This is a genomic window from Pseudomonas sp. MF6394, from assembly GCF_002018845.1.
GTDB classification, from domain to species: Bacteria; Pseudomonadota; Gammaproteobacteria; order Pseudomonadales; family Pseudomonadaceae; genus Aquipseudomonas; species Aquipseudomonas lactis.
This window is the reverse complement of record NZ_MVOJ01000010.1, coordinates 57552-77017: the sequence shown is the minus strand read 5'-3', so window position 1 is coordinate 77017 and position 19466 is coordinate 57552. Positions and strand designations below refer to the sequence as shown.

The following is a 19466-nucleotide window of genomic DNA, read 5'->3' as shown; positions in this document are numbered from 1 at the left end:
GTGATTTCCATGACGGAACCAGTATCCACAGGCAGGTGCGATTCACCCCTTCTTCAGGCGTTCGTCGACAATCGGCTGATCCTGGTGAAGATCGCGGCCCGCATCACCGGGTGCCGCTCCCGCGCCGAAGACGTGGTGCAAGACGCCTATTTTCGGCTGCAGTCGGCACCGACTATCACCTCATCGTTCAAGGCCCAACTGAGTTATCTGTTCCAGATCGTGCGCAACCTGGCGATCGATCACTACCGCAAGCAGGCCCTGGAGCTCAAATACTCCGGGACCGAAGAGGAAGGCTTGAATGTGGTTATTCACGGCGCTTCACCGGAAACCTCGCACATCAATTTCAACACCCTGGAAAACATCGCCGACGCCCTGACGGAGTTGCCACAGCGCACCCGCTACGCGTTCGAGATGTACCGCCTGCATGGCGTGCCGCAAAAAGACATCGCCAAGGAGCTTGGGGTGTCGCCGACGCTGGTGAACTTCATGATTCGCGACGCGCTGGTGCATTGCCGCAAGGTGTCGGGTAGCCATAGCGATACGTTTGCGCGGCGGGTTTGAGCACAGCGAGTAATGTATGGGCGGCAGCTTCCAACGGTAACCACGATGCGAAGCGAGCCGCTTTTGATCTGCTTTTGATCTTGATCTTAGACGCCCCGTTAAACCACGCTGGCCGGAATTCGACAGGGATTTGGGGGGTAAACCGGCAGGGATGCCGGTTTAGCCGCCCCGCGCCATGGATGGCGCGTGGCGGCGGCCCCCCAAATCACTGGCGGATTACGGGCACACCGAGCCCAAGCGAGGTGCCGAGTGGTGGGGCAAGAGCCCTTTTGGTTACTTTTGGGGCTCTTTTCCAAAAGTGACCCGCTGTCAGAGCGGAACCCTAAGTGGCCGTTACCGCAGCAATGGATATGTACACAATCCAACTGTGTTGACTGTCTGGCCGCCTTCGCGAGCAAGCCCGCTCCCACAGTTGGGTCGTGGGGCGTCAGGTCGATAGGTGTCGGCTGGTAGGCCGTCATCGCAGGCAAGCCAGCTCCCACAGTTGGATCGTGGGGCGTCAGGTCGATAGGTGTCGGCTGGTAGGCCGTCATCGCAGGCAAGCCAGCTCCCACAGTTGGATCGTGGGGTGTCAGGTAGATAGGTGTCGGCTGGTAGGCCGTCATCGCAGGCAAGCCACACAGTTGATCCCACTGGCCCCGAAGGCTTTTATTTACTGAGATTTCAAGGCAGTGGCATCACATCAATTCGATACGGCTCGAAAATCTTCAACATCTGGCCATTATCACGCAGCCCCTTGAGCAACCCGGCAAACGCCGGCCCGGTGATCGGTGCCTTTGGCCGCAGCAACGCATAGTGGTGATACACCTGGTCAATACGCTCCGACACCAAAAACTTCCCCGCCATGTCCGCGTTACGCACCATGAAATCACTCAGGTACGAACGGGTAACCAACGCAATATCCGCACGCCCACGAGCAACCATCAGCAGATTACTGTCATGGGAGTACGTCAACGTCGCATTGAAACGCTCGGCCATGTTCTTGGGATCAGGATTGAAGTCAGCAAAGGCATAGTGATACCCACTGAACACCGCCAGACGTTTACCGGTAAGGTCAGAGAAATAACTCTGGTCGCGCCCGGGCTGACGCTGAGCGACAAAAATTTCCGCATCTTCGAGCCCCATATCAACACTGGTATGGGCAATATTCTGCCAACCCCAGGCCGGGTTTTCGAAGATCGCCATGTCGACCCGGCCTTGCTCGAAGTCGCGAAAACGTCGGGGGATCGAGGTAGGCACCACCACAAACTGGTAATCGGTTTGCGCAGCGTTCAACGCTTCGACCAATTGCGGCAACAACCCGGTGTCGGCCCCTTGCTCGGGGCGCACGGTGTAGGGCGGAAAGTGCGCCGCGCCGATTCTCACCAACTGCGCGGCACCGGCCTGCGTCCACGCGGCGGTGCCCAGTGCCCATAAAGTAAGTCCTGCAGCCAGCCGCCATGGCGAAAACATCGAGGCACACACCGTTGAAGAGTTCAATGCCGATAAGCTAGGCGTTTTTACCGGGGGAGACAACTTTCGCCAGCAAATTAATGGCTTGCGCTTCAGTCCGCCTTCAGCACCATCAACAAGGCCTCTTCGGCCAACTCTTCAAGGGTCATGCTGCCTTGGGCGCGAAACCAGGTGGTGGTCCATGACAAAGCGCCGGTGAGGAAGCGCCGGGTGATAAACACATCGCCCCGGATGTAGCCAGCGGCCTTGGCCTCGCCCAGCACCTGCAACCAGATCTGCTCATACACGTCACGCAGGGCCAGCACGTGCGCCTGGCCTTCGGCCGACAGCGAGCGCCATTCGTAGACCAGCACCGCCATGGCCTCGCCACTGCCGCCCATGATCGACTGCAACTCGCAGCGGATCAGCGCCAGTACGCGTTCGCGCACCGTGTTCGCCTCCTCCAGTGAAGCGCGCATCATCGCGGTGTTGTAGTGGATGGTTTCCTCCATCACCGCACGCAAGATCTCATCCTTGCTCTTGAAGTGATGAAAGATGCTGCCGGACTGGATGCCCACGGCGCCGGCCAGATCTCGCACGGTGGTGCGCTCGAACCCCTTGTTGCGAAACAGATGAGCCGCGGTTTGCAGCAACTTGCCGCGGGCGCTCTCGGGGTCGGTCAATTGGCCTGCATCGACCATGGTGCGCATCACCCCCAGGGCTTTGTGCTCATCCATGCTGCTCTCCTTCACGTCTACTGTCGTCTTGGCCGGCAATTTAGGCCGTGACTGCCACCCAAGCAAGCGCTTGGGTAAAACTTGTGACTGGAGTTTACAAACCAAGCGCTTGCTTGGTAGTCTCGACGCCAGCCCTTGGAGGAAGGATTTCTCATGAGCAAGACGGTACGTATCGGCTGCGCCAGCGCCTTCTGGGGCGACACCTGCACCGCCGCCGCCCAATTGGTGCAGGGCGGCGCCCTGGATTACCTAGTGTTCGATTACCTGGCGGAAGTCACCATGTCGATCCTCGCCGGTGCCCGCCTGAAAGACCCCAAGGCCGGCTACGCCACGGATTTTGTCGAGGTGCTCACGCCCTTGCTGGCGGATATCCAGCGTCAGGGCATTCGGGTGATCAGCAACGCCGGCGGCATCAACCCCCAAGCCTGCGCCGCCGCCCTGCAAGCGGCCTGCGATAACGCGCACATCCCGATGAAAATCGCCGTGTTGCTCGGCGATGACCTGCACCCTCAACTCAAACAGCTGCCGCCTGTCACCGACATGTTCAACGGTGCCCCACTGCCGCCCCTGTGCGTGTCCGCCAATGCCTACCTCGGCGCACCGGGCATTGCCCAGGCTTTGGGGCTCGGCGCCGATATTGTCATCACCGGCCGCGTGGTCGACAGCGCAGTGGTCAGCGCGGCACTGGTGCATGAATTCAACTGGTCGTGGCAGGACTACGATCACCTGGCCCAGGCCGCCCTGGCCGGGCATATCATCGAGTGCGGCGCGCAGTGCACCGGCGGTAACTTCACCGACTGGCGTGACGTGCCCGACTACGAACACATCGGCTTCCCCATCGTCGAAGTCAGCGCCGACGGCCAGTTCACTGTGAACAAGGTCGAGGGCAGCGGCGGCCTGATCAGCGAACTCAGCGTGTCCGAACAACTGCTGTATGAAATCGGTGACCCGCGCGCCTATGTGCTGCCGGACGTGATCTGCGATTTCAGCCAGGTCAAACTGCAGCAACAAGGCAAACACGCGGTGCGCCTGCACGGCGCCAAGGGCCTGCCACCCACCGACCAGTACAAGGTCAGCGCCACCTACCCCGATGGCTTTCGCTGTACCGCCAGCTGCCTGATCGCCGGCATCGACGCGGTAGCCAAGGCCAAGCGGGTCAGCCAGGCGCTCATCAACAAAACATCAGAGCTGTTCAGCCAGCGCGGCTGGCCCCCCTACACCGACGTCAACATCGAACTGCTGGGCAGCGAAGCCACCTACGGCGCCCATGCCCGGCGTGTGGATTGCCGTGAAGTGGTGTTGAAGCTGGCGGTGCGGCACCCGAGCAAGCAGGCGCTGGTGCTGTTCGCGCGCGAGATCGCCCAGGCGGCCACCGGCATGGCGCCGGGCCTGACCGGCATTGTCGGCGGGCGGCCGACGGTGTACCCGCTGATCCGGCTGTTTTCGTTCCTGATCGACAAATCGTCCTGCACCGTCGCCATCGATTACCAGGGCCAACGCCATGCCGTTGAGTTGCCCGCCTGCGCGCCCCTGCTCACGCCGGCCGCGCCCATCGAGCCGGCCAAGCCCCAGGGCCGTGCCGACGCCAGCGTGCCGCTGGTCAAACTCGCCGTGGCGCGCTCCGGTGACAAGGGCAACCACAGCAATATCGGGGTGATCGCCCGCCACCCCGACTACCTGCCGTGGATCGCCGAAGCCCTGACCCCGGAGGTGATCGTCGACTGGATGGACCACGTGCTCGACCCGATCCATGGCCGCGTCGAACGCTGGTACTTGCCCGGCAGCCACAGCCTCAACTTCCTGCTGGAAAACGCCTTGGGCGGTGGCGGCATCGCCAGCCTGCGCATCGACCCCCAGGGCAAGGCCTTCGCCCAGCAACTGCTGGAAATCCCCATCGCCGTACCGCAGCACATTGCCGACCAACTCAGCTAAAGGACTGTCGCCGTGGCCTTCGATTCGATCTTCAAAGCCGACCTGTTCCAGGGGCACACCCTGATCGTCACCGGTGGCGGCAGTGGCATTGGCCGCTGCACCGCCCATGAACTGGCGGCCCTGGGCGCTCGCGTGATCCTGGTGGGGCGCAAGCCGGACAAGTTGCAGCAGGTAGCCCAGGAAATTACCGAAGACGGTGGCCTCGCCCATTGGCAGGCCTGTGATATCCGCGATGAAGAGGCGGTGAAGGCACTGGTCACGCAAGTTCTGCACGACCACGGCCCCATTCATGGCCTGGTGAATAACGCCGGCGGCCAATACCCGTCGCCACTGGCCGCGATCAATCAAAAGGGCTTTGAAACCGTACTGCGCACCAACCTGGTGGGCGGTTTCCTGATGGCCCGGGAGGTGTTCAACCAGTCGATGAGCAAGCACGGCGGCGCAATCGTCAACATGCTCGCCGACATGTGGGGCGGCATGCCCGGCATGGGCCACTCCGGCGCGGCGCGCTCCGGCATGGACAACTTCACCAAGACCGCCGCGTTTGAGTGGGGCTATGCCGGGGTGCGCGTCAACGCCGTGGCGCCTGGCTGGATCGCCTCCAGCGGCATGGACACTTACGAAGGCGCGTTCAAGGCGGTGATTCCCACCCTGCGTGAGCATGTGCCGCTCAAGCGCATCGGCACCGAGTCGGAAGTCAGCGCGGCCATCGTCTTCCTGCTCAGCCCGGCTGCGGCCTTTATCAGCGGCAGCACCCTGCGCATCGACGGCGCCGCGAGCCTGGGCAGCCGCGCATGGCCGCTGCCCAAAGCGCCGGCACCGAGCAAGCCGTTCAATGGGTTCCACCGCGCCTACCTGCCGGATGTGCTCAAGGCGGAGCAATAACGCCATGCCAACCATTGAAACCCTGATCGACCCCAACAGCCCAGCGTTCGCGCAAAACCGCGAAGCCATGCTGGCGTCCATCGCCCAGTTGCGCCAGCTGGAACACACCCTGCTGGCCAAGGCCCAGGAAGCCAAGCCCAAGTTCGACAAGCGCGGCCAATTGCTGCCCCGTGAGCGCCTCAACCTGCTGCTGGACCCCGGCGCGCCGTTCCTGGAACTGGCCAGCCTGGCCGGCTACAAACTCCACGACGACAAGGACGGCAGCGCCGCCGGTGGCGGGCTGATCGCCGGTATCGGCTATGTCAGCGGCGTGCGCATGCTGGTGGTGGCCAATAACAGCGCGATCAAGGGCGGCACCATTTCCCCTTCCGGGCTGAAGAAATCCCTGCGCCTGCAACAGATCGCCATGGAGAACAAATTGCCGGTGGTGACCCTCGCCGAAAGCGGCGGCGCCAACCTCAACTACGCCGCCGAGATTTTCGTCGAAGGCGCACGCAGCTTTGCCAACCAGGCGCGCATGTCGGCCATGGGCTTGCCGCAGATTACCGTGGTGCATGGCTCGGCCACGGCCGGCGGTGCGTATCAGCCGGGCCTGTCGGATTACGTGGTGGTGGTGCGCGGCAAGGCCAAGCTGTTCCTCGCCGGGCCACCGTTGCTCAAGGCCGCCACCGGCGAAATCGCCACCGATGAAGAACTGGGTGGCGCGCAGATGCACGCGCAAACCGCCGGCACCGCTGAGTACCTGGCCCAGGACGATGCCGATGGCGTGCGGATCGTGCGTGAGATTGTGGGCCTGCTGCCCTGGAATGACCGCTTGCCGCAGGCCCCCCAACGCGCCTATCGCGAACCGCTGTACCCGATTGAAGAGCTGTTGGGGCTGATCCCCGATGACCCGAAAAAACCATACGACGTGCGCGAAATCCTGGCGCGCCTGGCCGACGGTTCCAACCTGCTGGAATTCAAGGGCGAGTTCGACCCCCACACCGTCTGCGCCCATTTGCACATCCAGGGGCGTGCCGTGGGGGTGATTGGCAATAACGGCCCCATCACGCCGAAGGGCGCGAGCAAAGCCGCGCAGTTTATCCAGCTGTGCGACCAGAGCCGCACGCCGCTGCTGTTTTTGCACAACACCACCGGTTTCATGGTGGGCACCGAGTCGGAACAGCAAGGGGTGATCAAGCACGGCGCGAAGATGATCCAGGCAGTGGCCAACGCCCGTGTGCCTAAACTCACTATCGTGGTCGGTGGCTCCTACGGTGCTGGTAACTACGCGATGTGCGGCCGCGGCCTGGACCCGCGCTTTATCTTCGCCTGGCCCAACAGCCGCACCGCGGTGATGGGCGGCGCACAGGCCGGCAAAGTGCTGCGCATTGTCACCGAGGCCAAGCAACTCAAGGACGGCCTGGTGCCCGACCCCAAGGTGCTCGACATGCTCGAACAGGTCACCGCGCAGAAACTCGACAGCCAGTCCACCGCCCTCTACGGCAGCGCCAACCTGTGGGACGACGGGCTGATTGATCCACGGGACACCCGCACCTTGCTCGGTTTTTTGCTGGATATCTGTCACGAAGCCGAACGGCGGCAACTGCAACCCAGCAGCTTTGGTGTGGCGCGCTTCTAATCAGGAGAACAATAAAAATGATCTTCACCCAGGAACACCAGGAACTGCGCCGCACCGTGCGCGCCTTCGTCGACCGCGAGATCAACCCGCACGTGGATGAATGGGAAAAAGCCGGGCGTTTTCCCATTCACGAGATCTTCCGCAAAGCCGGCGACCTCGGCCTGCTGGGCATTTCCAAACCGGAAAAATTCGGCGGCATGGGCCTGGACTACAGCTATTCCATCGTCGCCGCCGAAGAGTTCGGCACCATCCGCTGCGGCGGCATCCCCATGTCCATCGGCGTGCAGACCGACATGTGCACCCCTGCCTTGGCGCGCTTCGGCTCCGATGAACTGCGCGAGGAATTCCTGCGCCCAGCCATCAGCGGCGAACAGGTCGGCTGCATCGGCGTCTCGGAAACCGGTGCGGGCTCCGACGTGGCCGGGCTCAAGACCCATGCGCGCAAGGATGGCGACGACTATGTGATCAACGGCAGCAAGATGTGGATCACCAATTCGCCCAGCGCCGACTTCATCTGCCTGCTGGCCAACACGTCCGACGACAAACCGCATATCAACAAGTCGCTGATCATGGTGCCGATGAACAGCCCCGGCATCAGCGTCAGCCCGCCGTTGGAAAAACTCGGCATGCACAGCTCCGAGACCGCCCAGGTGTTTTTCGATGGCGTGCGCGTGCCGCAACGCAACCGCATCGGCCACGAGGGCGCGGGCTTCATGATGCAGATGTTGCAGTTCCAGGAAGAACGCCTGTTCGGCGCGGCCAATATGATCAAGGGCCTGGAGCACTGCATCGACAGCACCATCGAATACTGCAAAGAGCGCCAGACCTTCGGCAAAGCGCTCATTGATAACCAGGTGATCCACTTCCGCCTGGCGGAACTGGCCACCGAAATCGAATGCCTGCGCGCCTTGGTCTACCAGGCCACCGAGCAGTACATCAAGGGCCAGGACGTCACGCGGCTGGCCTCAATGGCCAAGCTCAAGGCCGGGCGGCTGGGCCGTGAGGTCAGCGACAGTTGCCTGCAATATTGGGGCGGCATGGGTTTCATGTGGGACAACCCGGTGGCCCGCGCCTATCGCGACGTGCGCCTGGTGTCGATTGGCGGCGGTGCCGACGAAATCATGCTGGGCATCATCTGCAAACTGATGGGCACCCTGCCCGGTAAAAAGCCATGAATACCTTGCTGCTCGAAGCCCATAACGGCGTGCTGCACATCACCCTCAACCGCCCCGAATGCCGCAATGCGATGAGCCTTGAAATGGTCAATGAACTGCGTGCGGTACTGGCTCAGTTGGACAGCCAGGTGCGTGCCGTGGTGATCAGCGGCGCGGGCGGGCATTTTTGCGCGGGGGCCGATGTGAAGGATCTGGCCGGCGCCGGGGGGCAGTTGCAAGCATTGAACCGTGCGTTTGGCACCTTGCTGCAAGAGGTTCAGGCGCTGGCGCAAGTGGTGATCGTGGTGCTGCAAGGCGCGGTGCTGGGCGGTGGGTTCGGGCTGGCGTGCGTGAGTGATATTGCGATTGCAGCGGGCCAGGCGCAGTTCGGCTTGCCCGAGACCCGCCTGGGGTTGCTGCCGGCGCAGATTGCGCCGTTTGTGGTCAAGCGTATTGGCCTTACCCACGCGCGGCGCCTGGCGCTGACGGCGGCTCGGTTTGATGGGGTGGAGGCTGGGCGGTTGGGCGTGGTGCATTTTGTCGAGCACGACTCGCAGGCATTGGCGCAGCGTGTGGATGAGGTATTGGGGCAGGTGTTGCAGTGTGCGCCGGGGGCGAATGCGCGGACCAAGGCCTTGTTGTTGGCCAGTGTGGATGAGCCGCTTGAGACCGTGCTGGATCGCGGGGCGCAGTGGTTTGCCGAGGCGGTGAGGAGTGAGGAAGGGGTTGAGGGGACGCAGGCGTTTGTGCAGAAGCGAAAGCCGAGTTGGTCTGGATGACGCCATCGCAGGCAAGCCAGCTCCCACAGGGGAACACATTTCAAATGTGGGAGCTGGCTTGCCTGCGAAGAGGCCCCAACACACGCCGCATTCATCAAGGGATAACCCAATGCCCGCATTCACCAAGATCCTGATCGCCAACCGCGGCGAAATCGCCTGCCGCATCCAGCGCACCGCCCAGGCCCTGGGCTATCGCACCGTGGCCGTCTACAGCGACGCGGATTCCAATGCCCTGCACGTACAGATGGCCGACGAAGCCGTGCACATCGGCCCGGCGCCCGTACACCAGTCCTACCTGAACACACAGGCCATCCTCACCGCCGCCCAACTGACCGGCGCCGACGCCATCCACCCCGGCTACGGCTTCCTCTCCGAAAACCCCGACTTCGCCCGCGCCTGCCAGCAGGCCACTCTCACCTTCATCGGCCCCAGCGTCGAAGCCATCGAACTGATGGGCAGCAAACGCCTGTCCAAACTCGCCATGCTCGACGCCGGCGTGCCCTGCATCGCCGGCTACCAGGGCAGTGCCCAGGATGACGCCACCTTGCAGCAGGAAGCCGAGCGCATCGGCTTCCCGCTGATGATCAAGGCCAGCGCCGGTGGCGGTGGGCGTGGCATGCGCCTGGTGCACCAGCGCGAACAGTTGCTGGAGCAACTGCGCACCGCACGCTCGGAAGCCATGAATGCGTTCGGCAGCGACGAACTGATCCTCGAACAGGCGCTGATCGACCCGCGCCACGTGGAAGTGCAACTGTTCGGCGACCGCCATGGCAACCTCATCTACCTCGGCGAGCGCGACTGTTCGATCCAGCGCCACCATCAAAAAGTCATCGAAGAAGCGCCCTGCCCCGTGATGACGCCCGAACTGCGCCAGGCCATGGGCGAAGCCGCGCTCAAGGCCGGGCGGGCGGTGAACTATGTGGGTGCCGGCACCGTGGAGTTTCTGCTCGACCGCAACGGCCAGTTCTATTTCCTGGAAATGAACACGCGCCTTCAAGTGGAGCATCCCGTCACCGAGATGATCACCGGCCTCGACCTGGTGGACTGGCAGTTGCAGATCGCCGCTGGGCAAGCGCTGCCACTCACCCAATCACAGGTGACCCTGACCGGCCACGCCATGGAAGTGCGCCTGTACGCCGAAGACCCGGCCCAGGGCTTCCTGCCGCAAACCGGTGACGTGTTGCGTTGGGAACCCGCCCCCGGCGTGCGCATCGACCATGGCTTGCGTGAAGGCCAAACCATCAGCCCGTTCTACGACCCGATGCTGGGCAAGATCATCGCCCACGGCGCCAGCCGCGAAGAAGCCCGGCGGAAATTGCTGCGGGCCGTGGAAGACACGGTGTTACTCGGCGTGGCGACCAATCAGCGCTTGCTCATCGACCTGCTCAAGCACCCGGACTTTATCGCCGGCGACTTCAGCACGGGCTTGATCGCCGAACATTTCAGCGTCATCCCACAGCACACAGCGACCGCTGAACAGCTCTCGCTGGCCGCCGCGCTGTTTTATCAACACAGCGCCAACCAGCACTCACACCCCCTCGCACGCTGGCGCAACACGGCGAGTGCCCCGGTGACATACCGCCTGGAGATCAACGGCCAACTCCATAGCGTGACCATTGACGACCTGCCACTCACCACCGACGGTCGCCACGCCACCTTCGTCATCAAAGGGGTTCGCCGCCGCATCGCCTATCACCTGGACGGCAACCGGCTGTGGCTGCCAGGGCTGACCGTCACCGACCGCACCCAGCAAGTTGCCAGCCGCCCTGCCGATGCCAGCAGCGGCACGGTCCAGGCCCCCATGGACGGCGCCATCGTCGATATACGGGTGTGCGTCGGTGAAAACGTCAGCAAAGGCCAGCTTTTGCTGGTGCTTGAAGCGATGAAAATGGAGCACCCGTTGAAGGCCGGTATCGATGGCACGGTCAAGGAACTGCGCGTCGTGACGGGCGATCAGGTGCGCAACCGCCAGGTTTTGCTCGAGATCCAATAACGCCCCTAGGCGGAACTACAGGGCCGGGCTACGCTCTATCCCCATCAGGAAGGGACGAGTACGGGAACCTGCACCATGCCTCATTGGCTGATTATTGACCTTGAAGCCACAACGGATGACGGCGGCTGGCCCGTGACGGAGATGGAAGTCATCGAGATCGGCGCCAGCCTGGTCAACCGCCAGGGCCGCGAACTGGACCACTTCCAGCGCTTTGTGCGGCCCTTGCGGCGGCCATTGCTGACGCCCTTTTGCCGCAAACTCACCCATATCACCCAGGCCAATATCGACATGGCCGCGCCGATCACCGAGGTATGGCCGCTGTTCGAGCGCTGGCTGGGCCAACATCAGCCACGCTTGGAAGGCTGGGCCAGTTGGGGGGATTATGACCGCGTGCAGCTTGAGCTGGAGTGGCAGCGCCATGGTCTCGCCAGCGCCCTGGGCGACACCCCGCATGTGAACCTCAAGCAACGCTTTGCCAAGGCCCGGCGTCTGGAAAAACCGCTGGGGCTCAATGGGGCGCTGCAATTGGCCGGGATGCAATTCAATGGCCAGCAGCATCGCGCCCTGGAGGATGCACGCAATACCGCGCGCCTGCTGCCCTTGATTTTGCCAGTCTAGGCAGCGCTTGCAGCCTTGGGCATACTGGCCAACCATTTTCCTGCTGCCCTGTAGGAGCGAGCTTGCTCGCGAAGATCGCCAACGAAAACGCAGCGCCTCGGGTTAAACGCGGTGTTCTCAGGTTTTTCGCGAGCAAGCTCGCTCCTACAGTGGTTGGCGTAAGCCTTGACCTTTTTCCGAGGATTCACCCATGTTCAAAGTCAACGAGTACTTCGACGGCACCGTCAAGTCGATCGCTTTCGGCACCGCAGAAGGGCCAGCGACCATCGGCGTGATGGCTCCGGGTGAATACGAATTCGGCACCGCCCAACGCGAAATCATGCACGTGGTGTCCGGCGCCCTAACCGTGAAGCTGCCTGAGAGCAGCGACTGGGAAACCTTCGCCGCCGGCAGCCAGTTCCACGTCCCGGCCAACAGCAAGTTCCAGTTGAAGGTTGCGGTGGATACTGCCTACCTGTGTGAATACCGCGGCTAAGCAATACCCGCCGCACGCAAAAAGCCCGTCTCCCACGAGACGGGCTTTTTTTATTCCAGCACCGTTACCGGCATGCCGACTTCCAGGCGACCAACGCCATCGTTGACCAGGTTCTGGCCGAACATCGCGCCCTTTTCGGTCTTGCGGTAGGTTTCCAGCGTGGCGAAGGGCTCGCGGTCGGGGCTGCGTTCGCCGGTCTGGGGGTCGATGGTGGTGAGGATGCACCGCGAGCACGGCTTGACCACCCGAAACTCCACCTCGCCGATGCGCACGCGCTTCCAGCCATCTTCGGCGAAGGCCTCGGCGCCTTCGATGACGAGGTTGGGACGAAAACGCAGCATCTCCATCGGGCGGCCGATCTTCGTACACAGGTCGTCGAGGGAGCCCTGGCCGATCAACAGCAACGGGTAGCCGTCAGCGAAGCCGACCTTGTCGTCATCCTTGCCATACCCGGCTTCGGTGGTGCGCGCACGTTCCAGGGGCAGTTGCACCAGGCGCGTCGGCTTGCCGATGAACTCGCTGACCCAGGCCGCAGCCTCATCGCCAGCATCCGGCACGCGCAGGGTGTCACGCCAGATGGTCACACCGCGCAGTTCGCTGGCGCTGCCCGGCAATGCCACGTCCAGCGGCGCGTAGCCCGGCGAACTCAGGGTCAAGCCCCCGCTGCTGTTCCACAACGCGATGAGCTGGCTCATCTTCGCCACCGCCCGTTGCGTCAGGAACCGCCCGCTGGCTTCATCCACCAGCATCCAGCGTCGATCCCCGTCCAACCCGAGTTTATCCAGGCCAATCTGCTGCAAGGCTTGGGCCTTGCCGGACTTCAAGGGGTAACGGTACAACGCGCTGAGACGCAGCATGGGCCTGCCTTCCTAGGAAACAAAGTGTCATCCTAAAGTCAGGCGGGCATTTCGTCCAACATCAGACGCTCACGCACCACGTCCACCAGCTTGTCCGGCTGGAATTTGGAGAGGAAATTGTCGCAGCCGACCTTCTTGACCATCGAGTCGTTGAAGCTGCCCGACAGCGACGTGTGCATCACCACATAGAGGCCACGCAGGCGCGGGTCGTTGCGGATCTCGGTGGTGAGGCGGTAGCCATCCATCTCGGGCATTTCGGCGTCGGTGAAGATCATCAGCAGTTTGTCGGTCATCACCTGGCCGCTGTCGGCCCAGGCCTTGAGCATGTTCAGAGCCTTGAGGCCGTCGCTGGCAATGTGCATCTTCACGCCCAACTGGCCCAGGGTGTCACGCAACTGCGACAAGGCCACGTTGGAATCATCCACCAGCAGCACTTCGCGACCACGGGCACGCTCCAGCACCGGGTCTTCAAGTTTGTCCCGGGAGACCTTGGCGTTGTAGGGCACGATCTCGGCGAGGACTTTTTCCACGTCGATGATTTCCACCAGTTGCTCATCGACCTTGCTGATGGCCGTGAGGTAGTGCTGGCGACCGGCGCTGGTCGGCGGCGGCAGGATGGCTTCCCAGTTCATGTTGACGATGCGGTCCACGCCGCCCACCAGGAACGCCTGCACCGAGCGGTTGTACTCGGTGACGATAATGGTGCTGTTAGGGCCAGGCACCAAAGGCCGCATGCCGATCGCCTGGGACAGGTCGATCACCGGCAGGGTCTGGCCACGCAGGTTGACCACGCCGCAAACAAAGGGATGGCGCTGGGGCATCAGGGTCAGTTTGGGCAGTTGCAGCACTTCCTGCACCTTGAACACGTTGATCGCGAACAATTGCCGTCCGAAGAGGCGGAACATGAGAATTTCCAGGCGATTCTCACCCACCAATTGCGTGCGTTGATCTACCGTGTCGAGAATGCCGGCCATTGAAAGCTCCTGGTGTACACGCAGGTGTGCGCTGAAGGGGTGTGCGGTTCGTATAGGCGGTTATCGGCGGCAAGCGCCAAACCTTGACCCTGTTAAAATGCCACGCAAACACATTGATGTCACACTGACATCATGCTTTACTGCATTCACCCTTCAGAACGCTTACACCGACCCCGCACGACACTCGAATCGGCGCGCGGTTCCGCCTTGTAAGGGATTCCCCTATGCGCAATCGGGCCCAACCTGATATTCGCGATATCTAATAGCCATTAATGTGACGCCATTCTCATTGCATGAATGGAGTCAGGCTTTTGTTTGCCAACCCAAGCCCTTGGTCTACGGGCCTTTCAGGCACTCACGTATCGGCAACTGAAGTTGCGTCATCTCGCATAACAGCGGCTAAAGGCGGCATTCGTGAGCTTTTCAATAACCGTCCTACTGGATTATCGGAAGCAGCCTACACGCCCCAGTCGTATTTCAGCGCTAGTTTTAAGCCATTCACCCGGTGCGACATCTCATCACCCGACCTTAAGTTGTGGAGACTTGCATGATGAATAGCGCGAACGAATGGCAAACCGCACTTCCCGAGTTTTTGCTGGAAGCCGAAATGCTGCTGGCCAAGTCCGAGGAATGCCTGAACCACCTGCATTTGATCCGCAATGACAGCGACGCCATCGACTGCATGAAAACCAGCCTGGCCAAACTGGCTGAAAAGGCTGACGGCCTGGCCCTGCAGGCGATCAGCGAATTCTCTCGGCATATTCAATACCTGATCGCCAATGCCGTGAGCCCGGTGCAACTGCATGACCAAGCCCTGGATGCGTTGCACGACTGCCTGACGTTGCTGGCCTGGCAACTGGAACTGATTGACATCCGTACCGGGGAACTGGGCCTGGATGACAGTGAGCAAACTTCGCTGATTGCCACGGTGACTTCGCAGATTCCGCAAAAAGACTACGGCCACCAGTCGCGTTTACAACAGAGGTCTTAAAGCAAAAAAGGTCGTATTTAATATCAGAGTTATCTAAAAACGACCCTTTACGTCAACTATGAAAGCGCTTTCAGAGCCTGAAGAAATATCAATTAGCCAGCACCTTAAAAGTTGTACAAACCAGGCTAACTAATACAACTCAATAGCGCTGGCCGGGCTGCCAGGGCATTTCCGTGGTTAATATATCGACCGAGGAATATGCCAGGCGACCAACGGTAACAGGGGTGGTACCATGCCCCGCTCGAAATGAAGCAACTTCATTATGGATAACCACGATCCGGCACCGCAGGCTCGACAGAGCCCAGTCAACCGCCGTGACCGGTCTTCGCGCAGTGAACCCTCATTGGCTCCATCCGCTATGTACGCCAGCCTCAAGTCACTCATCGCAAGGTTCGTGTCCCACTGCCATGCGCGCAGCCTCATCCTTGCCCTGTGCCTGTGTTCATTGCTGGTCAGCCTATGGGTTTACCTGCAAGGCGCGCCGTTGCCGTTACTGATTGTGCTGCTCAACCTGGCCACGTTGGCGGTGGTAGCCCTGCACCAGTGGCGCTCGCGCAACGCCATCAAGTTTCAGCCCCAGGAGCTGGCCGACCGCCTGCTGCAAGTCCAGGAAAACGAACGCCACCGCCTCAGCCGCGAATTGCACGATGACATCGGCCAATTGCTGACCGCCGCCAAGCTGCAAAGCGAATGGCTGCAGCGTCGCCTGCCCGACGACCTGCAAAGCCATTGCTCGGTGCTGTGCAACACCCTCAATGAAACCCTGGCCAAGGTGCGCGACGTGTCCGCCATCCTCAACCCGCGCCAACTGGCAAGCCTGGGGCTGGAAGCGAGCCTGCGCGCGCACCTGCTCAAGACCCTGGAAAATACCCAGGTGTGCTGGAGCCTGGAGTGCCAGCAACGGCTCACCGGCATTCCTGAAGAAATGGCCGTGGCGGCCTTTCGCATCACCCAGGAAGCGGTCACCAACATGCTGCGCCATGCCAACGCGCACAACCTGCTGGTGCGCCTGCAACGCTTGCCTGAAGGGCTGTCGCTGATGATCTGCGATGACGGCCAAGGCTTCGAACCTGCCGCCGACCCCGCCAAGGTAGGCCAACGGGGCATGGCCGGCATGTGCGAACGGGCCCTTCAGTTGGGCGGCACCTTGTCCGTCAGCAGCCAGCCGGGCAAAGGCGCACGCATCCACGCACTTTTCCCCTGGGCACCCCGTGCCCTCGAACGGGCCAGTGCCCATAAGGTTCTCCAGTGACCTGCAATTTGCTTCTGGTCGATGACCATGCCTTGATCCGCGCCGGCGTGCGCGCACTGATCCTGGATATCCCCGGCTACGCCGTGGTGGGCGAGGCCAGCGATGGCGCGCAACTGCTTGAGGCATTCAGCGCCCTGCTGCCCGACATTGTGCTGCTGGACCTGTCGATGAAACACACCGGCGGCCTGGATGCCTTGCAGCAACTCAAGCGCGCCTACCCCAAGTGCAAAGTGCTGATCCTGTCGATGCACACCGACCCCGAGATGATCATGCGCGCCCTGGAGTCTGGCGCCCACGGCTACCTGCTCAAGGACACCACCGCCAACGAACTGGAACACGCCCTGCAAGCGCTGCGTAACAACGAACGCTACCTGAGCCCCGCCATTGCCCACACGGTGATCAATCAGGCGCTGGTCCGCAGCCAGGGCCCCAGCACGCCTGTTGCCCACAGCCACAACCTGACGGCGCGGCAACTGGAGATCCTGCGCTTGATCGTGCGCGGCAAATCCACCCGGGAAATTGCCCACGGCCTGGGCCTGAGCATCAAGACCGTCGAAGCCCACCGCTCACAGATCATGAAGCGCTTGCAGATTTTTGACGTGGCGGGCCTGGTGTTATTTGCCGTGCGCGAGCAGATCATCAGCCTGGACGACTAACGGCGACCCCAGCGGCAAGTGCACGCGCAGCGCCTTGGGCAGCGCCTCGAAATGCAGGTCGTCGCCTTCCAGCGGCTCACCGTCGAGGTTAATGTACAAGCCCTGCGCGACCTTGATCTTCACCCACGGCAGGCGTGCGCGCACGAACATGGTGTCCAGGCCCCAGCCGTTATTCATCAACTCACGCAACGTGCCGACCACTTCCTGCGGCGCCGGCAGGATGCTGACATCCAGCAGCCCGTCATCAACCAATGCACCAGGGCACAACACATGCCCGCCACCGGCCTGGCGACCGTTGCCGATGCCCAGCGCGAGCAACTCGCCTTTCCAGTGGAAATCCGGGCCTTCCAATTCACCGTAGGCGGCTTTCAATTCACTGAAGCGGGTTAAACCGGTAAACAGGTAAGCGGCACCGCCCAGGACCTTCTTCAAATCTTCGGAGGTATTGGCCGTGACCTGGCTACCAAAACCACCGGTGGCCATATTCAGGAAAATCTGCCCACCCACCTGGCCAAGGTCGATGGCCCTGGGCTGCACGTCCAGCAAGGCCAGGGCGCCAGCCGGCTCCAACGGCACACCTGCCGCCTTGGCGAAATCATTGGCGGTGCCCAGGGGCATCAGCACCAGGCTGGCGTCAGTGTTGGCATGGGCCATGGCTTCAGCCACATCGCGCAAGGTGCCGTCGCCACCGCCGGCAATGATATGGGTGTAGCCCGCGGCCAAGGCTTCATTGACCAGGCGCTGAGCATCACCGCCCTCCCACGTCACCCGCACGGCCAACTCCCCACCCTGCTCCCGCCGCGCCAGCACGGCAGCGCGCACATCCTCGTTGAGGGCTTGTTTGCCATGGAGGATCAACAGGGCTTTGGGGGTGGTCATTTGAGGGAATCTCCTGGGTCAAAGGTGCATGAAGGATGTTGACCCTTGGGGCACCGGAAAAGTCTGTGGGCTGAAGAAAATTGATTGAAGTACACCAATCAACCTGTGGGAGCTGGCTTGCCTGCGATGGCGGCGGCTCAATCGACAAACATCTCAAACCTGCCACCCAACGGTAACCACGATGCGAAGCGAGCCGCTCTTGATCTTGCTCTTGATCTGCTTGTGATCTTGATCTCAGGCGCCCCGTTAAACCACGCTGGCCGAACGCAGGCTTGAATTCGTGGGTAACCCGGCAGGACGCCGGGTTAGCCGCCCCGCGCCATGGATGGCGCGTGGCGGCGGCCCACGGATTCAAGCCTGCGTTCGGGCACACCGAGCCCAAGCGAGGTGCCGAGTGGTGGGGCAAGAGCCCTTTTGGTTACTTTTGGGGCTCTTTTCCAAAAGTGACCCGCTGTCAGAGCGGAACCCTAAGTGGCCGTTACCGCAGCAATGGATATGCACACAATCCAACTGTGTCGCCTGTCAGGCCGCCTTCGCGAGCAAGCCCGCTCCCACAGTTGGATCGTTGGGTGTCAGGTAGATAGGCGTCGGCTGTCAGGGCGTCATCGCAGGCAAGCCAGCGCCCACATTTTGAATCTTGGGGTGCCAGGTAAAGACGTGTCGGCTGGTAGGCCGTCATCGCAGGCAAGCCAGCTCCCACATGAACCAAGCAAGCCCAGCCCCAATCAGCTCTTGTGCAACTTGCTCATCAACTGCGCCTCAGCCTGAGTCAACCCACACGACTGGGTCAGCTCATCCACCGTCGCCCCCATGCCAACCAGCTTGGCCGCCTGGGCAAACGACAGGTTCGACGGATCACGCTGCTCCAACTGCACCAACCTGTCCGGCAACGGCGCAAGAATCGCACGCAGTTCATGCACCTCATCCCCCACCCGCACCGCACTTTGCTGGAAATGATCAACGCGCTTGACCAGCTCCAGAATGCGCCGGTCACGCACCGCATCGCGCTCGGCCTGTTGCAAGGCCAACTCCCGCTGCTGGCGCACATAGCGCAACACAAACGCCACGGTCCCGGCCCACAACAGGGCCAGGACAATCACCGCTGCCACAAGGAACAATCAGATGCTCTCCAGTTCCGACCACTCTTCTTCGCTCATCATCTTGTCCAGCTCAACCAGAATCAGCAGTTCGCCGTTCTTGTTGCACACGCCCTGAATGAACTTGGCCGACTCTTCATTACCCACGTTCGGCGCGGTTTCCACTTCCGATTGGCGCAGGTAAACCACCTCGGCCACGCTGTCGACCAGGATGCCGACCACTTGCTTGTCGGCTTCGATGATCACGATACGGGTGTTGTCGCTGACTTCAACCGTGTCCAGGCCGAACCGCTGGCGGGTGTCGATCACCGTCACCACGTTGCCGCGCAGGTTGATGATGCCAAGCACATAGCTTGGCGCACCTGGCACCGGGGCGATCTCGGTGTAGCGCAGCACTTCCTGCACGCGCATCACGTTAATGCCGTAGGTTTCGTTGTCCAGCTTGAAGGTCACCCATTGCAGGATCGGATCATCCAAACCTTGTGCGGACGCTGACTTGTTCATTCATCTGACCCCTTCAAATGCCGCTATCGACGGCGTGTGTGCAAGTGGGCCGCGCAACCGCACGGCCCTT

The 19466-nt window shown here is 61.7% G+C and carries 19 protein-coding genes; 12 read left to right on the top strand and 7 right to left on the bottom strand.

The genetic code is table 11. The features are described from left to right. Window positions 1-9 precede the first annotated feature (9 nt). Window positions 10-561 carry an RNA polymerase factor sigma-70 gene (locus tag MF6394_RS12800; RefSeq protein WP_003192867.1) on the top strand — a complete coding sequence of 184 codons (552 nt, stop codon included), beginning with the start codon at window positions 10-12 and terminating at the stop codon, window positions 559-561. A gap of 663 nt (window positions 562-1224) precedes the next feature. On the opposite strand, the gene MF6394_RS12790 is transcribed toward MF6394_RS12800, so the two are convergent. Together MF6394_RS12790 and MF6394_RS12785 are read right to left on the bottom strand one after the other, a co-directional pair. After that, window positions 1225-2013: a substrate-binding periplasmic protein gene (locus MF6394_RS12790; protein WP_069558721.1), complete on the bottom strand. Its 789-nt coding sequence runs from the start codon at window positions 2011-2013 to the stop codon at window positions 1225-1227. Between the two features lie 92 nt (window positions 2014-2105). Further along, window positions 2106-2729, bottom strand: a complete 624-nt coding sequence (locus MF6394_RS12785) for a TetR/AcrR family transcriptional regulator (RefSeq protein WP_044274936.1) — start codon at window positions 2727-2729, stop codon at window positions 2106-2108. A gap of 153 nt (window positions 2730-2882) precedes the next feature. On the opposite strand from MF6394_RS12785, the gene MF6394_RS12780 reads away from it, so the two are divergent. The 8 genes from MF6394_RS12780 to ppnP all read left to right on the top strand — a co-directional run bounded on the left by MF6394_RS12780 (window position 2883) and on the right by ppnP (window position 12186). Beyond that, entirely contained in the window at window positions 2883-4661 is a 1779-nt protein-coding gene (locus tag MF6394_RS12780) for an acyclic terpene utilization AtuA family protein (protein ID WP_078466790.1), read from the top strand. Window positions 4662-4673: 12 nt separating this feature from the next. Then, a complete protein-coding gene (locus MF6394_RS12775; RefSeq protein WP_078466789.1) occupies window positions 4674-5546 on the top strand; it encodes an SDR family oxidoreductase in 873 nt (290 codons plus the stop codon). 4 nt (window positions 5547-5550) lie between these two features. Continuing rightward, complete coding sequence (atuC, locus tag MF6394_RS12770; RefSeq protein ID WP_078466788.1) at window positions 5551-7167, top strand: geranyl-CoA carboxylase subunit beta; 1617 nt, start codon at window positions 5551-5553, stop codon at window positions 7165-7167. Between the two features lie 17 nt (window positions 7168-7184). Continuing rightward, window positions 7185-8342, top strand: coding sequence for a citronellyl-CoA dehydrogenase (gene atuD / locus MF6394_RS12765; protein WP_032895979.1), 1158 nt, complete (start codon window positions 7185-7187; stop codon window positions 8340-8342). Continuing rightward, entirely contained in the window at window positions 8339-9100 is a 762-nt protein-coding gene (locus tag MF6394_RS12760) for an enoyl-CoA hydratase/isomerase family protein (RefSeq protein ID WP_078466787.1), read from the top strand. The genes atuD and MF6394_RS12760 overlap by 4 nt, the downstream gene beginning before the upstream one ends. Window positions 9101-9209: 109 nt before the next feature. After that, entirely contained in the window at window positions 9210-11093 is a 1884-nt protein-coding gene (locus tag MF6394_RS12755; RefSeq protein WP_078466786.1) for an acetyl-CoA carboxylase biotin carboxylase subunit, read from the top strand. A 75-nt stretch (window positions 11094-11168) separates the two neighbouring features. Next, entirely contained in the window at window positions 11169-11711 is a 543-nt protein-coding gene (locus tag MF6394_RS12750; RefSeq protein WP_044272462.1) for an exonuclease domain-containing protein, read from the top strand. Between the two features lie 190 nt (window positions 11712-11901). After that, the gene (gene ppnP, locus MF6394_RS12740) at window positions 11902-12186 is read left to right on the top strand and encodes a pyrimidine/purine nucleoside phosphorylase (RefSeq protein ID WP_003192883.1); all 285 of its coding nucleotides are present in this window, start codon (window positions 11902-11904) and stop codon (window positions 12184-12186) included. A gap of 50 nt (window positions 12187-12236) precedes the next feature. Here the strand turns inward: ppnP and MF6394_RS12735 are convergent, their stop codons facing one another. Together MF6394_RS12735 and MF6394_RS12730 are read right to left on the bottom strand one after the other, a co-directional pair. Continuing rightward, the gene (locus tag MF6394_RS12735; protein ID WP_078466784.1) at window positions 12237-13043 is read right to left on the bottom strand and encodes an MOSC domain-containing protein; all 807 of its coding nucleotides are present in this window, start codon (window positions 13041-13043) and stop codon (window positions 12237-12239) included. A 38-nt stretch (window positions 13044-13081) separates the two neighbouring features. Beyond that, window positions 13082-14017, bottom strand: a complete 936-nt coding sequence (locus tag MF6394_RS12730; RefSeq protein ID WP_078466783.1) for a chemotaxis protein CheV — start codon at window positions 14015-14017, stop codon at window positions 13082-13084. A gap of 547 nt (window positions 14018-14564) precedes the next feature. Here MF6394_RS12730 and MF6394_RS12725 point away from each other — a divergent pair. The 3 genes from MF6394_RS12725 to MF6394_RS12715 all read left to right on the top strand — a co-directional run bounded on the left by MF6394_RS12725 (window position 14565) and on the right by MF6394_RS12715 (window position 16916). Then, on the top strand, window positions 14565-15008 hold the full coding sequence (locus MF6394_RS12725; RefSeq protein ID WP_171905497.1) for a hypothetical protein: 444 nt from the start codon (window positions 14565-14567) through the stop codon (window positions 15006-15008). A 358-nt stretch (window positions 15009-15366) separates the two neighbouring features. After that, window positions 15367-16260, top strand: coding sequence for a sensor histidine kinase (locus MF6394_RS12720; protein ID WP_044272471.1), 894 nt, complete (start codon window positions 15367-15369; stop codon window positions 16258-16260). Beyond that, window positions 16257-16916 (top strand): response regulator, encoded by a 660-nt coding sequence (locus MF6394_RS12715; protein WP_078466782.1) that lies wholly within the window; start codon window positions 16257-16259, stop codon window positions 16914-16916. Before MF6394_RS12720 ends, MF6394_RS12715 begins: the two co-directional genes overlap by 4 nt. Here MF6394_RS12715 and yegS read toward each other — a convergent pair. The 3 genes from yegS to MF6394_RS12695 form a co-directional block, all read right to left on the bottom strand. Further along, window positions 16875-17795: a lipid kinase YegS gene (gene yegS, locus MF6394_RS12710; protein WP_078466781.1), complete on the bottom strand. Its 921-nt coding sequence runs from the start codon at window positions 17793-17795 to the stop codon at window positions 16875-16877. The two genes, MF6394_RS12715 and yegS, sit on opposite strands and share 42 nt — an antisense overlap. Before the next feature lie 725 nt (window positions 17796-18520). Then, window positions 18521-18913, bottom strand: a complete 393-nt coding sequence (locus tag MF6394_RS12700) for a DUF2802 domain-containing protein (RefSeq protein ID WP_078466780.1) — start codon at window positions 18911-18913, stop codon at window positions 18521-18523. After that, complete coding sequence (locus MF6394_RS12695) at window positions 18914-19396, bottom strand: chemotaxis protein CheW (RefSeq protein ID WP_003192896.1); 483 nt, start codon at window positions 19394-19396, stop codon at window positions 18914-18916. It abuts the gene before it with no gap. Between the last annotated feature and the right edge of the window lie 70 nt (window positions 19397-19466).